This window comes from Pseudomonas sp. Q1, assembly GCF_009935975.1.
Taxonomy (GTDB): Bacteria; Pseudomonadota; Gammaproteobacteria; order Pseudomonadales; family Pseudomonadaceae; genus Aquipseudomonas; species Aquipseudomonas palleroniana.
Genome location: NZ_QODI01000008.1, coordinates 230008 through 245669 on the forward strand (window position 1 = coordinate 230008; position 15662 = coordinate 245669).

Consider the following 15662-nt stretch of genomic DNA (forward strand, 5'->3'; position numbering starts at 1 on the left):
ACTTCACGCCTAGAGATAAACCATGATCATTGCGAACCTGAAGTTCAGTCATAAGGTATTGCTTGCAGCATCATTCGTTGTTGTCGCAGCGTTTTCGCTTTTTACGCTTTACAACGACTCGATCCAGCGCAAAACCATTCGCTCGAACCTTGAAAACCACCTAGAGGAACTGAGCAAGATAACGGCTGCAAGCGTTCAGTCCTGGCTCTCTGGGCGGGTACTTCTAATAGATCATGTTGCCCAGACGGTTGCCAATGATCCCGCGTCGCAAAACATCACGCGGCTGCTGGAGCAGAGGTCGTTGCTATCGACGTTTACCTTCACTTATCTAGGCAGTCGTAACGGTAGTTTCGTCATCCGGCCAAAGGACGATCTACCTGCTGATTACGATCCTCGCACCCGGCCTTGGTATACAGACGCAATGGCTGCAGGAGGGACAACGCTGACTGAGCCTTACCTCGATGTGACGACAGGGCAACTGATGATGACCATTGCAACGCCGGTCAGTCAGGACGGCCAGCCGCTTGGAGTGGTAGGCGGGGATCTTACACTGGAGACGCTGGCGACCATTGTCAGCTCGCTCGACCTAGGTGGAATTGGCTATGCCTTTCTGGTCAACGCAGATGGCAGGGTGTTGGTTCATCCAGAAAAAGAACGGGTGATGAAGCAATTGAGCGATATTTACCCCCTGAACACGCCATCACTTAGCTCCCATATCAGCGAGACGGAGCAGGACGGAAAACCTCAAATTTTGATGTTCTCGCCGATCAAGGGACTGCCTTCGGTGAACTGGTATATCGGTTTGTCCATCGACAAAAGCAAAGCTTATGCGGCACTTGATGATTTTCGCACTTCCGCCATTTTGTCGATGGTTATTGCCGTTGCGACCACGCTGCTTTTGCTGGGCTTGCTTATTCGCGTACTGATGCGGCCCCTGAGGTTGATAGGTACAACCATGCGGGATATCGCCCAGGGAGAGGGCGACCTTACCCGCCGCTTGAGTGCGCATTCGAAAGATGAGTTCGGAGAACTGGCCGCAGACTTCAACCTTTTCGTGGAACGTATTCAGCACTCAATACGTGAAGTGTCTTCTGCTACCGAGCATGTCAATGAAGTGGCCAGGCGTGTAACGCAGACCTCTAGTGCGTCAATGTCGAACTCGGACGACCAGGCCAATCGCACCAACAGTATTGCGGCCGCGATTAACGAACTCGGCGCGGCGGCCCAGGAAATCGCGCGTAACGCGGGTGACGCTTCCCTTCAGGCGTCGGATGCCCGGTGCCAGGCTGAAGATGGCCGCGAGGTGGTGACCCAAACGATAAATGCCATGGGCGCGCTCTCTGGAAAAATCCGCACGTCATGCAGCAACATAGAGTCGCTGAATGGTAAGACCGAAAATATCGGTCGAATTCTTGAAGTCATCAAGGGCATTTCCGAACAGACCAACCTGCTGGCACTCAATGCCGCGATCGAGGCCGCGCGGGCGGGTGAAGCCGGGCGTGGGTTTGCTGTTGTAGCTGACGAAGTTCGCAGCCTGGCTTACCGCACGCAGACGTCAGCCCAAGAGATCCATACAATGATTGCAGAGCTTCAGATGGGCGCACGTGAGGCGGTACTCACCATGAACGAAAGCGAGCGCTACAGTAAGGACGGCGTGATTATCGCCAACCAGGCCGGTGAGCGGCTGGGCAGCGTCAGTCAGCGCATCGGCGAGATTGACGGAATCAACCAGTCGGTGGCGACAGCAACTGAAGAGCAAACTTCGGTCATCGGTTCACTGAACATCGACATCACCGAGATCAAAAACCTCAACCAGGAAGGGGTGGAAAACCTGCAGGCCACACTGCTTGCTTGTGACGATCTTGAACGACAAGCCACACGACTCAAGCAGCTGGTGGATGGCTTTCGAACTTAGGCCATCCCTACAAGAGCAGGCATAGAATCACGCGCGCGAGAACAGCAGCTTAAAACCTGCTGCGCCAAAGACCAACGCAAGGGTGCCTTCAATCCATCGGCGCGCCCTGCGATAACCCCGAATCATCGGTGCCGTGGAGAAAACGATCGCATAACCGCAGAAAATAGAAATGCTCAACACGGCACAGCCAGCCAGGATGATCATAACTGTTTCAGGTGTCGCTTGTGGTCCCAGGCCGAGCGTCATCGTGGCGATCCAACCCAGTAATGCCTTTGGGTTGGTCAGGTGCATAAGCAAGCCCCGCCGGTAGAGGCCAAAACCCGAGATAGGCGGTGCTGCGCCCAGCGCTTTCTCAATTTTCTCGTCAGGTGTCAGGGCAGAACGTCCCGCTTTCAGGGCTAGGAACAGCAAGTATGCTCCGCCGACGATCTTGAGCACGAAGAGTGCCTCTGCGAACTGAAGCAGAATGGCCGAGACGCCTGTGGCGGCCATCGATCCCCAAAAAAAAGAACCACTGATCACTCCGGCTGCAAGCATCAGCGCAGGTTTTCTGCCTTGGTGCATGGCAACGCCCATGATCCGCATATTGCTGGGCCCCGGGCTTGCCGCTCCAACAATGTAGGCGGTAAAAACGAGTAGAAGGTGGTGGAAATCAAATGACATCAGTCGACCCTCGAGCTGCTTGTAATAGCTCGCAGCTTAAGTGTTCATAAGCTATTCGTCATTGGGTTCTTTAGCTGAATTTTCTGGCTTATTTGATTCTCAACTCGTGGGACTGGATCGCGCTCAATGGGATGTTTTCCATCGCCAACTTCCTGTAGTCCTACGCCGAGTTTGCCCCTGCCAATCCCGCCATCAGCGTGTGATTTTTCGAGATTTGGGCTGCTAGACATTAGACTGGGGGCATCCTTTTCGAACCATCCAAAGCATGCCCTCAGATATGCCCCCAATGTAGCAATGCACTGGAGGTGGATGGATCTCCATGGTCCTTGAAAAGGCAGAAGTGATCGGATAAACAGCCCGCCATCCGGCCCCTAGAGACTCTCAGGGTCGCCAAAAAACATTTTTACTTGGCTCTAGGACGGTAGTTTCAGGTCATAAAAAACTAATGATGCCCCCAGTTTTGCCCCCAGTTACACAGGGTGCGAGAGCGCTCGCGAGCGGCGATTTCTCACGGACTCCAGTATGGCAGTGGCTGGCTTTCGGTGTAACTCCTCATTGTATCTGGAGGGAGGGTGCAGGGCTCATCAAGGACAATCTAATCCGCTCTCGCTCGAGAGCAGTGACTCCGATCGGCTGTGGTCGACCAAACATTTGATCCGCGTAGTTGGTTTGCTGGGCTTGGAGGTTTCTACGAAACCAGTGGCAATTCACTGGTTCGTCGATCGAAGAGGAGCGGGCGTGAATGTCGGGCCTGGGGTCGCGAGTCACGAATTATTCGGAATTAGGGATCATTAATAATTTCTCTGGGGGACATGGTGACCAAGGTGCATTTGAACGATGAATCAAATGAGCGAGAGCCTGCGATGACGTCAGACGTGCAAGACGACGGGGCCGGAAGTCCCCATCCGTTGCCCGGGACGATTGCAGGTAAGAAGGGGCTGTTTCCAGGCATCTCGTAGGGCACGGAGATGCTGGCAGCTCGAGCTACACGATGGTCAAGGCGCTCCGGGTGATCCTGACGCTAGACCAGCTTGTCTTCTACACCTGACGCTGGATTGGGCCTTAAGGTAGTGGCTACAAGACCCGATGCAAGCTCGTCGCGGCTCTGAGTTCCAGGCGGCAGAACATGTTAGCAATAGCTTTCGGTGGGATGGAGTTAGCGGTTCATTTATGAAGTGTCTTTTGCTGACCAGCGATTGTTTCTACGCCCGGCTCGGAGACGTTCGTTTCTTTGAGTGGAACCTCACCTACCGAAAGCGCACGCTCGATGAGTAACTCGCTGCCCTTGTCTTTCAATAAGACTTGCAGCCGTTGGAATTCGCCGCACCAGATAGTTTCAATGTCGCGATCTCGCGCCTTGTCGCGATCACTGCTGAGGGCTATGGCGCGGACCTGCAGACGGCCATTATCGGCTTTGCCACCCACTTCCACTCCGTAGCCGGGGGTAGCGGCCTTGCGCAGCACGACCTTGCCGGTTTCTGCCCAGGCAGTCGCCATGCCTTCGCGCACTTCGTAGCCGAGGCTGGCCAAGCCGCCGAGCACGGCTTCGCGGCGGGAGAGGGCGGCCTGGTCCTGTAAGTGGGAAGCGATAAGCGTTTTACACTGCTCGATCAGTCCGGTGGTTACCGAGAGGTCGGTGTCGGTTGTACAAGCGCTAACTTGATCGAGCAAGGTCGCGTGTTCGATGCCTGTGTAGGTTTTGGCTTCGCTGGCCAGATCCTGCAGTTGTTCGAGACATTCGCGTTGGCGTCGGAAGTTTCGGGTGGACGCGGCGAGGTCGAGTACTAGGCTGTCGAGCAGCAAGTTGCGCCGCTTGGCATCGGTTTCCGTTTCAGCTCTTTCCAGTACCAGGAGGAACGGCGCGGCACGTTCAGCGTCTTGCAACAGTTGCAGCTCCATGATGTGCCGGTCAATGCGTAGCAGCCGTACGTCGCGCGTTGCATCCGGTTCCCGGGCCGCAATCCATTCGCGCAGGGAAACCTCGGGTTCGTCGACCTTGAGTTGCTGCGCCAGGGCGCGTTGGGCATCGCTCAGGGTTGGCTCCTCGCTTGCGTCGCTCAAGTGGGCGAAACCCTCGGCCAGCAGACGTTCGGCATCTTCCCGACTGGCACCGCTGGCCATTTGTGAGAGAGACTCCAGCAAGGCCTGATCGGCGCTTTCGGGGTTGGCTTGCAAAGCGCTAAGCAGGGTTTCTGCGTTTTCCTGAACGCGTCGGTCGCGTTGGCGTCGCTCGGCGGCACGAATGATCGCCCGTTCTTCGCGGTCCTCCAAGTCACGGCGCAGGTGCTCGATCTCTACTGGTACGGCCTTCTGCAGTTCCGCCAATCGGTCTTCTGCCAGCAGAGCGCGAAGGCGAGCGTGTCGCTCCAGGGAGGCGGAGCGCTCCTGTTCACTGAGCTCACCAAGCCTTGTGGCCGGTGTTTCCCAGCGACCCACGGCGCGCTCCAGGCGTTGCAGGTGGCCTTCACAAATGGCGATGATTTCTTCGCGGGTGACAATGCGAACGACCTTGGGACCACTCATTGGCAGATTTCCGTATCAACTGACGTAGGGCTGGGTTGCAGCGGCTGCTCGACTTGCATGGCGTGTTCGATTGCTTCACGCAGCCGTAAGCGTTCGCTGTCGCCGCTGTGATACCAGGCTTGCGATGACACACGATGGATATGCGGGATGGCGCGGTGCAGCACGGACGGGCGCCAAATTTCCCGGGCGCGGGCACGTTCCAGCAGATTGTGGCAAGGCGCATCGCACTCGATGCCGATTGCGTACAGGCCCGTGCCTGGATTCTCGATGGCGAAGTCGAGACCGAAAGCGTCGCCTTCACTCGCGGGAGCGGCCTGCCATCCCAGGGAATGAATGAATTCACCGACCAGCCTGACAAAGCCATCACGTTGCTGACCTTGGTCACGTTGCTGACAGCTGCGGTCGGTCTGCAGGCGCTCCAGCAACTTGGTGCTGTTGCTGAACTCGCCCGAGGAGAGCGCGCGAGCATATTCCAGATAGCCCTGCAGATAGTCCCGCGGGCTGTTGGGCGCGCGGTGTGTGTTGAGCATGTCGGAGATATCGGCGATCGGCATCGACGTGATCATCACCACCTTGCGCCGGGCGCGGGTCACCGCCACGTTCAGGCGTCGTTCGCCCCCCGTCTGCCCCAGTACGCCGAAGCTACGGCGGAATGTGCCCTGGCTGTTTCGACCGAAGGTGGAGGAGAAGACGATGATGTCGCGTTCATCCCCCTGCACGTTCTCCACGTTCTTGACGAACACCGACATGTCCTCGCCGTCTTCGCTGCGCTCGCGCTCCTGGGCGTAGGCGGCGCGGAACAGTTCATCCTGCTCTGCACGCTGCTCCAAGTGCTCCTCGATGAGGTCGGCCTGTTTGCGGTTGAAGGTGACGACACCCACCGAGGGGCGCTGGTCATAGGGGTTCTGCCACAATTGGCTCAAGTACTCGACGACCCGTTCGGCTTCTGGGTATTACTCTGGTTCTGATACAGCCCGCCAACCTGGATCAGCTCCAACGGCTTGATGCGCTGGATGCTCGCCTGCGGGTGACGGACCGGAACGTTCAGGCGATTGCCATAGAACGAGGCGTTGGAAAAGCCGATCAGTTCACGGTAAGCCGAACGGTAGTGGATCTGCAATGTGGTGCTGGGCAGGACGTTGCGCGCCAGTTGCAGCAGATCGGGGCAGTCCTTGATCTCACGACGGTTCCAAGTGTCTTCGAACGCTTCGCGCTGCTCCTCATCGGCGTCTTCATCAGGTTCGTCGCCGTCGAACACTTCGGCTTCGTCGCTTTCGATGCGACTGGAAAAGAATGCCGTCGGCGGCATTTGCTTCTCATCGCCGCTTACAACGGTGACCTGGCCGCGGAACAGGGTCGGCAGGGCGAACTCAACCGGCATCTGTGAGGCTTCGTCGTAGATGACAGTATCGAACAGGCCTGCCTTGAGCGGCAGCACACGGCTGGCGACGTCCGGGTTCATCAACCACACAGGGCGTAGGCTCATCAGGCCTAAGTGACTGCCCAGCTCGATGAATTCGCGCAGGCGCCGTGAGCGTTTGCCAGTCAGGCGAGTAACATCCTCCCATTGTTTGCGATTACCCAGGTGATCAAGGTTGATGGCTTTGGCCAGCAGCTCGCGATTGAGCAACCGCATCTGCGCATCGGCTTGCGCGAGGCTGGCGACTTTGGCGCGGGCTTCGTCCTGGCTGAACAGCAGTTCGGGATTGGCTTGCTCGACGCGGTGTTTCCAACCCAGTCGAGCTTCGCGGTTAAGCAGGCGCCGCACCGCGGCTTCAAGCTGCTCGGGCGCAATGTTGTCCAACTCGCCCTGGCGTTGGCGCAGCAATGCGAGCAGTTGGAGGTCGGCTGCTGTCAACTGAGCGGCGCGCCCGCGGAAGGTCTGGTAGGCGGCCAGGAAAGGCAGAGCTTCATGCAGCCGATCAAGAGACAGTTGATTGCTCAGATTGTGTACAATGGCGTGCTGCAGTTGTTGCGCCAGTTCGTCGCCCAGCCAGTCGCCGAATACCTTGAGTTGTTCGAGGCTGGATTGGCGAACGCCATGACGCATCAGCGAAGCATCTAGATCGCTGAGCAGCGCCTCGAGATGTTGTTTGTCGCCAGCGAGGGCGGCCTCGTCGGCCTGCCGGGCGCGAGGCGATTGCGCCAACGCCATGGCAAGTGCCTGGATTTCCAGCAGGTGGCGGATATCGCTCTTCACAAAGCTGATCAATTCCAGGCAGGCTTGCTGACTCACAGCTTCCAGTTCCAACGCCTGGTGCAGGGTACTCAGCTCGCTGCGCAATGGTCGCCACTGGCTTTCAAGGCGGATGGCTAGCTGTAGGGTTGGTAGTGCTTCAATAACACGGCTTTCCCCCCGGCCCTGAAGGAAGTTGCGCAGCCGCTTCCGCCGCAGCAGATGCAGCGGGTTGATGTTCGCCAACCAGGACCGGGCTGCCATGATGTTGGTGCAGTCTTGGTCCAGATGCCTGAGGGCCTTGTTTTCGAGCAGGCAGAGGGCCTGTGATAAGGCGGGGGCGTAGTGTTCCTGATCCAGTTGGCCAAGTTGCTGATCCAGTTGCTGCAGTTCGCCGAGAATCGACTCGCCCCGTGGGGGTTGGCCCGCTTCACGGCTGCGGAACAGCGGGAGCCATCGGGCAAGGCGCAGACGTTGCTCTTGCTTCAGGTCGAGCAGAGCTGCGACATGGGCCGCTATCCAGTTACGGTATGGCGCCGGGTCGTCGATTTCAAAGCTGGCAGGGTGTGCTTGCAGCGTGGCCTGACGGCTGTGTTCGGCTTGGGTGAAACTGTGCAGATTCTCGGTGAAAGCCTGCAAAGTCGCGCGGTCGGCGGCGAACGACTGCAACTGGGCCAATGGACTGCCTTCGTAGCGTGCGGGCAACCATAGGCGAATCAGAGGGGCGCAGCTTTCCTCCAAGTGGGTCAGGCTAGCGAGGTCCAGGGAGGCCAGGCGTTGGCGCAGGGCTGGAAACTCGAGCGGGGCTGGGCCGGATTCCAATTCAATCAACTCGCCGAGCAGCCTGCGATAACTGAGGCCGGTATTTTCATCCAGTCGATGCAGGCTCTGGTGGAAGCGGTCGAGCTCACCCTCCAGGGCCTCGATGCGGGCCGCGACCTGTTCACGCTGGCGCTGCCAGCCCTGCGCCTGACTGCCGTTCGTGAACAGGCTTTCCAGTTGTTCGCGGATACCGCGTATGACGGGCTCGCGGTCTCGGTTCACGTCATTGACCATGACGATGCGTTGGCCGAGGCCTTCTGCAACCAGGCGTTTGTACACTACCTCCAGCGCCGCATGCTTCTGACAGACGATGAGCAAGCTGCGCTGGCGGCCGATGGCGTCGGCGACCATGTTGACGATGGTCTGGCTCTTGCCGGTTCCGGGTGGCCCCTCGACCAGCAGCCCCGGGCTTTGTCGGGCCTGGATCACGGCCGCTTCCTGGGAGGGGTCGCTGGCCACGGTGAAGTAACGTTGCAGCTCGCCTGGCGGTGCTTCATGCGCGGTTTCGTCGGCGGTCTTGAGGCGCAACGCCGTTTCAAGGCCGGTACCGGCGGACGACAGGGTTTTCAGTTGGCGTAGGTCTTCACCAATGGCTTGCCCCATGAAGGTCACGTGAAACAACACTGCCGCGCAATCCAGCTCGTCCTGGTAGGGCGCGATTTCCACGGTACTGGCGGGTAGGTTGTCAAGGGCGCGTGAGCGAATGGAGGCGAGCATGCCGAAGGCGTCCATCACATCCGTCGCGCGAATTGACGAACGTCCCAGCAGTTCATCGGCGGTCTTGCGCCAGCGTTTGCAGGTTTCCGCGCCGAGCACGCTATCCAGCGCGGGGTTGAGCCGAACTTCCTCGCGCTCACTGTCGAACGCCAAGGCGGCGTGACCACGGGAGCCCAGCTCCAGCAGTAGTTTCACTGGCCACAGCAGGAGCGGGATGATCCGCGTACGCGTGGTGCCGCGAGGGTCGCGATTGAGCAGGAAGGGGAAGCCCAGGTACAGGCCGTCGATGCCGGTGTCGCGTTTGTACAGCGCGCTTTGCCGGTACAGGGCATGCAGGCGCGATTCCAGTTGGCCGTTGAGCTGAAAACTCTCTGGGTCGAGGTTCACTGCCCGAGCATTACGTTGCAGCAGGTGATCGAGCAACGCCGCGGCCGGACTGCGCTCGCTGTTCAGTTCATTGATGTCGATCCGTGCGGTGGTTTTGCCGATGCTCATACGTACCAGTGGCCCGCGCATCACTGCGGTCACCACCTTCTTCTCGAAGAAGTCGAGAATCTGTGAGACGTACTGCTGTTTCTGTGGTTCCAGCCAATGACTGGACGGAATGGCCAGCAACACCACCGCCTGGGCCAACGGCATACGTCGCTCCAAACGGAACTGCTCGGCCCACTCGTCCACTACCGACACGCCACAACGGGCAAAGCCTTGGATGCGCTCATCGACACTGCGGTACAGCTCAAGTCGCGAATGCAACAGCAGTTGGGTCGCCGCTTCGCAGTCGAACCAACCGACATCGGCAGCCCTGGCCAGCTCGGCGGCAGCCTCTACAATCGAGGCCGCCGAACGGAACTGACTGATCGCTGCGCTAAGCAGCACGATCAGATCTTCTTCGGCGATCACCCGGCGCTCCGACAGTGAGGTCAGTCCCGGATGGTCGGTGTCTGGAAGCAGGCGTTGGCGCTCTTGCCATTGCGTGGACAGCTTGGCTCGTGAGGTCGATAGCAAGAATATCCGCAGTTGCTCTTCGACCAACTCGATGTGTTGGTGCAGGGCACGCTGGCGTACGTTTTCGGCGCGGGACTTGAGACGCGACAGCCAGTTGTCGGTCTGCAATTGTTCAAGCAGGTCCGGGACCGACCCGCTGATCAGGCGATAGCCTTCCAGTGGGTGCTCCAGTAGCCATCCTGGTGTGACGATGTCGCCACGATAAATCAACGGGATTTCCGGATTGAGGATTCTCAGTGCCAGCATTAGACGGAAGTCGTCCTCAATCCCTTCGTGCTGAACGACCTGACGCAAGCCGCCGACCAGGGAAGGGGCGAGCCCGACCTGCTCGGCCCACGTCACGATCACACCGCGCAGCAAATGGTCCAGGGCCTGTTGCCAGTTATCCGCCTGGGCCGCCGCCAGGGCGAATACGCCGGGCTTGTGGAAGCGGCGCTCGCCCAGCATTAGGGTGGCGCCTTCACCTTCGTCCGTTTGCTGGATGGAAGATGCCGGAGCCTCGACCGTAATACCGTTGAGCCAGGCTTCGACCTGCGGCCATTGCCAGCGCTGATGACGGTCGCGTGCCAGCAGACCTCGCAGCAGAAGGTTCAGACGCGGCTCGAGGTCGTCGGGGATCGGTACTCCGTTGGCCAGCACGTGAATAAGAAATGCATTGGCATTGATGCCGTCGAAGCAGGCGCCTTGAGTCAATTGCTCGAGCAGGATCATGCCCAGGCTCCACCAGTCCGAGGCAGCCGCAACGCCGCCTGCGATGGCTTCGGGTGCCATGTAGCGGCTGGTTTCCAGTGGCGACACGATGTCCAGGTCGAACTCGGATAGGCGTGCCGAGCCGAAGCCGCTGATGACCAGGTCCAGCGGTTCGCGGGAACGTACCAGCAGGCTGGCTGGGCGCAGGTCACGATGGCGCAGGCCAGCCTCGTTGAAAGCATGCAGCGCCAGGCCCAGTTCGGTGACCACATGGTGCACGCTGTCGCTGTCGCGGATCACGCTGCCAAGGTCTGCCAGGGTCCCGCCGGTGAGTTCTTCAATGACCTCGTAGGCACGGTTATCCCAGCGGCCGGTGGCAATGATTTCGGGTACGTGCTCGCGTGGCAGTCGGCGGATCACATCATAGATCGCTGGGTCCGGTTCGGCGCCGGGTCGATACAGGGTCAGGACCGCCTGTTGCGCGGCTTCCTCGTGCTCGGCGAGGTATCGTTCTCGCACACCGTCGGTGCTGCTGATCTGGCGGATCAGGCGCCAACCATCGATCAAGGTTTGGGGGATACCCTCTGGTTCGCTGCCGCCTGGCCGGGCGTCGTAGGACGTTGCTTGCGCAGGTGAGCTGCCACATTCAAGGCACATCAGGTCGCCATCGACCATCGGGTGCCCATTTTCGCAGAGCAGGTCAGGAGCATTCCCTTGAGTCGTACTGACCGGCGGGAGGGTTTCCTCAGTGACGACTGCTTGCGGCCGCCAGCCGGCGGAATGAATGGGTTCGCCAGCGAGGTCCCAGCCGCAGGGGCGTTCCTGAATGAGCCCTTCGCAGAACATTTCCTCGAGGGCGCGTTCGGTTTTGCAGTTGGGGCAGAAACGTATCATGGGGTGTACTCCACTCAGCGGCGTCGCGACGCGTGTGCGCTGATCTGTAAATGATGGCCTTGTTCATGCAGCAGATCGCGTAAGCGCAATAGGTCGTCACGTCGTGGTATGCCGGCCATCCAGACGCTGCCACTTTCGTCAAACATCAGGTCGAGCGCCTTGTCGGTGGGTTCGAGCAGGCGTTCGTAATGACCCAGGCGTGCCCGGCCCAGTGGTGTGAGCAGGCTCAGGCGTTGATTGTCACTGCCGCGCAAAGCCATGGTCTGACTGAGTGCTTCGATATAGGGGTCGCTGATCAAGGCATCTATCAAGCCCTTGGTCTGGAGCAACGACTCATCGAGTTGCTCTAGGGAGTAGCCACTGTAGACCAGGATGTCGAGCTTGCTGAGCCGACGCAGGCCTTCGAGCAGTGATCGCAGGGCGTCGAACTGGTCGAACGGTTCCCCTCCGGAAATGGTGATTCCTTCGGCCTCGTGCAGCCAGGGGGTTATCTGTTCAAGCAGTTGTTCCAGCGACAAGCGTCGGTGCCCGGGGCCCCATGTATCAGCAGAGATGCAGCCTGGACAGCGGATGCTACAGCCCTGGAACCAGATACCGATACGCCGCCCCGGGCCGAGGGTAGTGACCGGAAAATGCATGCGCGATAGACTAAGGTCCATGTTCAGCGACGTTCCATCTTCAGTCCGGTAATGTCCAACTCGGTGATCGTGAAGTGCTCGCCCGATTGCGCGTCCTGATCGAACAGTGCCCGCGACAGGGGATTGAGCAGGCGTGCCTCTAACTGGTTGCGGATGCCCCGGCCACCGTTGGACAGGTCCTGCAGACAGAGGTTGTGCAGTGTCTGGCGTGCCTGGGGGGCCAATTCGATAAACAGGTTCTGTCCCTGCAGGTCGTCGAAGGTGGCGTTGACCATCTGTTCGAAGATCTGCACTGCAACGCCTTCGCGAATGAAGTCGAAGACGATGATGTTCTCGCCGATTCGATTGAGGATTTCCGGCCGGTTGAGCACCAGCTTGAAATATCGGTCGATTTCGCTGTGCACCTTGTCCTGGACTTGCTCGAAGGCTTCGCCCGGCAGGACGTTGGCAACGCGTTCGCCATTGTCACCCTGGCGATAGATCCCCAGGTTGGAAGTGAACACGATCAGGGCCTCCGAAAAGTACACCCGATCACCGCGGCCTGAAGTCAGCACTCCGTCGTCGAGGATCTGCAGGAACTTGTCGAGAATCCTTGGGTGAGCTTTTTCGATTTCATCGAATAACACCACGCTGAACGGCTTCTCGCGAATAGCATTGGTCAGTTCACCGCCGACGTCATAGCCAACGTAGCCGGGCGGTGCGCCGATAAGGCGTTGATCGGCATGTTCGGCGCTGAATTCCGACATGTCGAAGCGGATATATGCACTTTCGTCGCCGAACAGCAGGCTGGTAATCGTTTTGGCGAGTTCGGTCTTGCCCACGCCGGTCGGCCCCGCGAGAAAGGCTACGCCCCGTGGACGGTTGCCCTTGCGACTGGCGCCAACGCCTGTCATCGCACGCTTGACGATGTCGAGCATGTGCGTCACCGCATGCTCCTGGCCTTTGACTCGCTGGTGGACGAGCGCATCCGCATGCCGGATACGCTGACGGTCGATCTTCAGCCACGGGTCCTCGGTGACACCGATCTTATAGCGGCGCACCGCATCGGCAATCTGCTCCATGGCTACACCCTCGACCCGCGCCAGTTGCGCAATGGCACTGAGATCGAGCAGTAGCAATCCCTCGGTGTTCTGAACTAAGGCTTCCACAGCCTGACGCATGACCACTTCGCTTGTGCCCTGGCTGCCACTGAGCCCTTTGAGCAAGGCCGGTGCCAATGCACGGCGGGACAATTGATCGGGTTTGGACACGGGAATGTGGCGCAGGCGCGGGTTGTCGACCAGCAACCAGTCGGGCAAATCACCTTCTTTTTCCACCAGCCATAGCAGGGTATTGAAGAACGGTTTACGCAGCTGTGTGGCCGGACGGCTGCGAGCCTGATGGGATTGCACCAGGGCCTGGGTGAAGAGCTGATGTTCAGCCGCGCTGAGGGAGTCGTTGCGAACCACCAGGCGTGAGGCGAAATCGATGATCAGCGCGATAGGTTCGCCAGCACGACCCACCAGCCGTGGCAAGGTGGCGCCCAGCAGATCGATACCTGCGGGGGCTGCGCCATTTACCGGAGTCAGGCCAAGTTCCTGAAGCAACGTCTGGCCAGCTTCAGGGGCGGAGCCGGGTTTATCGATTGCCCGGAAACCGGACACGGGATCCCAGGCGATGACCTGGGTGTAGCCGGCATCGAGCAGGGCATTACAGAGGGTTTGGTTGAAGCTCTGCGCAGTCACTGTGCCGGGCGCCACTTCACTAGCCTGCAGGTCGCGAATGTTGCCTGATAGGACGAATTGGCTCTTCAGCGGCAAGAAGCGGAGAAGATCTCGTAGCCAACGTGGGCTTTCAAATATGGCAATCCCTGACATGTTTCAGCTCGTAACGTTGGGTCGGTACGGGCAGGGTATTGCTCAATGCGCCCATTTGCCAGTGCGCTGCTACGAAAAGTTGTGTTGAGAGAACGCTTCTAAGGGGGCGCTCGTTTCATAGGGAGGCGTTATGCAACTTGATCGAGGATCCGTCGGCGTACGAGCTGGACGCGAAGGGTATCGATCCTCGCGAAGCTTCTTGCTCCCGAGTCATCGAACTAATCAACGGCACGGCGTGCTCTGCTCAAACCTATCTATGCATCCATGATGAATGGGGGTTAGGTCAGCGCTAGAGTTATCAAGGATATGCTAAGATTGGATAATGTAGATAACCGGTGAGGAAATTTTCCATGAGCGTTACAGAGCAATCGGGCGTCTCAACCTTGGTAGGTACACCTAAGGAGGCTCGGGCTAGCTTGAGCCGCTCGCATGCGGATCGAGTGCTGGTCGTGTCTTTCGATCGTATCAAGCTCGGCGTATTTGAAGCGTTGGCGGAAAACTTTGCCCATGTGGCCTCCTCGATGTATGAGGTGCTGCAGGAGCGCCAGGACCCGAAGGCGCTGGAGCGTCTGGCCGAGGTGTTTGTGACGCGCAAGCCGCCTTCACCTCGCCTGCTCAAGGAAGCGGCGATGCTGGTACAAGCCCGCAAAGCAGTGTTGGAGAGCGGTGATTGGTTGACCGCAGCAGATATTGCGCAGGTGGCCCAGTTGAGTACCCGTAACCCGAGTGCCCAGCCCAACAAATGGAAAAAGCAGGGGCAGATCTTTGCCATCAATCACGGAGGGGTCGACTATTTCCCTGGTTACGGCTTGGATCCGGACGCGGGCTATCGGCCGTTCAAGGCACTAGCCAAAGTCATTGAGGCTTTCGGTGTCCACAAGGACGGCTGGGGTCTGGCTTACTGGTTCCGGTCAGATAACAGTTTTCTGGGTGGTAAAAGGCCCCAGGACCTGCTGGCATCGGCGCCTGATCGGGTGATTGCTGCCGCACTGGATGAGATCCAGGGCATTGTCCATGGCTAAACAGCGTACCGAGTCCAGCGAGGGTGTGGCGACACCTGCCACGGATTTGGCGGAGTCCGTCACCCCGGTGCCTGCGGCTATGCTGCACGTGACTCTCACGGTGCTTGCCAAGGGCGACGTTCTCCATCGTGTGCATCAGGAAAAATATCAGCCGGATCAATTCAATCCCGGCGTGCATGGCAATGCACGCTTCAGCCCCATTCAGGATGATCAGGGGCGGGCGATTCCTACCTTGTATGGTGGCACGACAGTTGAGTGCGCCTTGATGGAGACCGTCTTTCACGACGTACCCCACACCGCTGGCTTCAAGAGTTTCGACAAAGGCAAGCTGGTTGGGCAGGTGCATTCAGCTGTCCAGGTTACCCAGCCGCTGCACCTGGTTGATCTGTCCAGTGTCCCCCTGCGTAAATTGGGCGTCACTCGCAAGCAATTGATCGACACTGAGAAAGATCAATACCCCGCAACGCGCAAATGGGCTGAGGCGATTCACCGTCAATACCCGGATGTACAAGGGCTGTCTTGGGTGTCGCGACAGGATGATTCGGCACGCGCGGTGGTGCTCTTCGGTGACCGGATTCCAGGCGGTGCGCTCCATTCGCAAGGGGCGTCGCGCAGCTTGATCGAAGACTCGACTGTGTTTGACTCGGTGCTAGATCTAGCAGACCGGATTGGGGTCGTCATCGTCGCGGGAAAAAGCTGAGTTGTCTTCATTAATCGTTGTTGCTCCGAGCAAAGCCAGCG

General features: G+C 58.9%; 7 protein-coding genes and 2 pseudogenes. 4 read left to right on the forward strand and 5 right to left on the reverse strand.

What is annotated here, in order from left to right; genetic code table 11:
* Positions 1–22: 22 nt before the first annotated feature.
* A pseudogene (locus DK870_RS30005) lies at positions 23–1057 on the forward strand (cache domain-containing protein); the annotation flags it as partial.
* A gap of 93 nt (positions 1058–1150) precedes the next feature.
* The gene (locus DK870_RS30010) at positions 1151–1915 is read left to right on the forward strand and encodes a methyl-accepting chemotaxis protein (RefSeq protein ID WP_372241675.1); all 765 of its coding nucleotides are present in this window, start codon (positions 1151–1153) and stop codon (positions 1913–1915) included.
* 27 nt (positions 1916–1942) lie between these two features.
* On the opposite strand, the gene DK870_RS14940 is transcribed toward DK870_RS30010, so the two are convergent.
* From DK870_RS14940 to DK870_RS14960, 5 genes and pseudogenes are all read right to left on the reverse strand, one after another.
* Positions 1943–2578: a LysE family translocator gene (locus DK870_RS14940; protein ID WP_161548979.1), complete on the reverse strand. Its 636-nt coding sequence runs from the start codon at positions 2576–2578 to the stop codon at positions 1943–1945.
* A 1164-nt stretch (positions 2579–3742) separates the two neighbouring features.
* On the reverse strand, positions 3743–5101 hold the full coding sequence (locus DK870_RS14945) for a hypothetical protein (RefSeq protein ID WP_218580520.1): 1359 nt from the start codon (positions 5099–5101) through the stop codon (positions 3743–3745).
* Positions 5098–11405 (reverse strand): annotated as a pseudogene (locus DK870_RS14950) (AAA domain-containing protein). The gene DK870_RS14945 and the pseudogene DK870_RS14950 overlap by 4 nt, the downstream one beginning before the upstream one ends.
* A 14-nt stretch (positions 11406–11419) precedes the next feature.
* On the reverse strand, positions 11420–12064 hold the full coding sequence (locus DK870_RS14955) for a 4Fe-4S single cluster domain-containing protein (RefSeq protein ID WP_161548980.1): 645 nt from the start codon (positions 12062–12064) through the stop codon (positions 11420–11422).
* Positions 12065–12066: 2 nt separating this feature from the next.
* Positions 12067–13899 carry an AAA family ATPase gene (locus DK870_RS14960; protein WP_161548981.1) on the reverse strand — a complete coding sequence of 611 codons (1833 nt, stop codon included), beginning with the start codon at positions 13897–13899 and terminating at the stop codon, positions 12067–12069.
* A gap of 440 nt (positions 13900–14339) precedes the next feature.
* Here DK870_RS14960 and DK870_RS14965 point away from each other — a divergent pair, with 440 nt between their 5' ends.
* Positions 14340–14921, forward strand: a complete 582-nt coding sequence (locus DK870_RS14965) for a hypothetical protein (RefSeq protein WP_372241676.1) — start codon at positions 14340–14342, stop codon at positions 14919–14921.
* Positions 14914–15621 carry an RES family NAD+ phosphorylase gene (locus DK870_RS14970; protein WP_161548983.1) on the forward strand — a complete coding sequence of 236 codons (708 nt, stop codon included), beginning with the start codon at positions 14914–14916 and terminating at the stop codon, positions 15619–15621. The genes DK870_RS14965 and DK870_RS14970 overlap by 8 nt, the downstream gene beginning before the upstream one ends.
* The last annotated feature ends 41 nt before the right edge of the window (positions 15622–15662 follow it).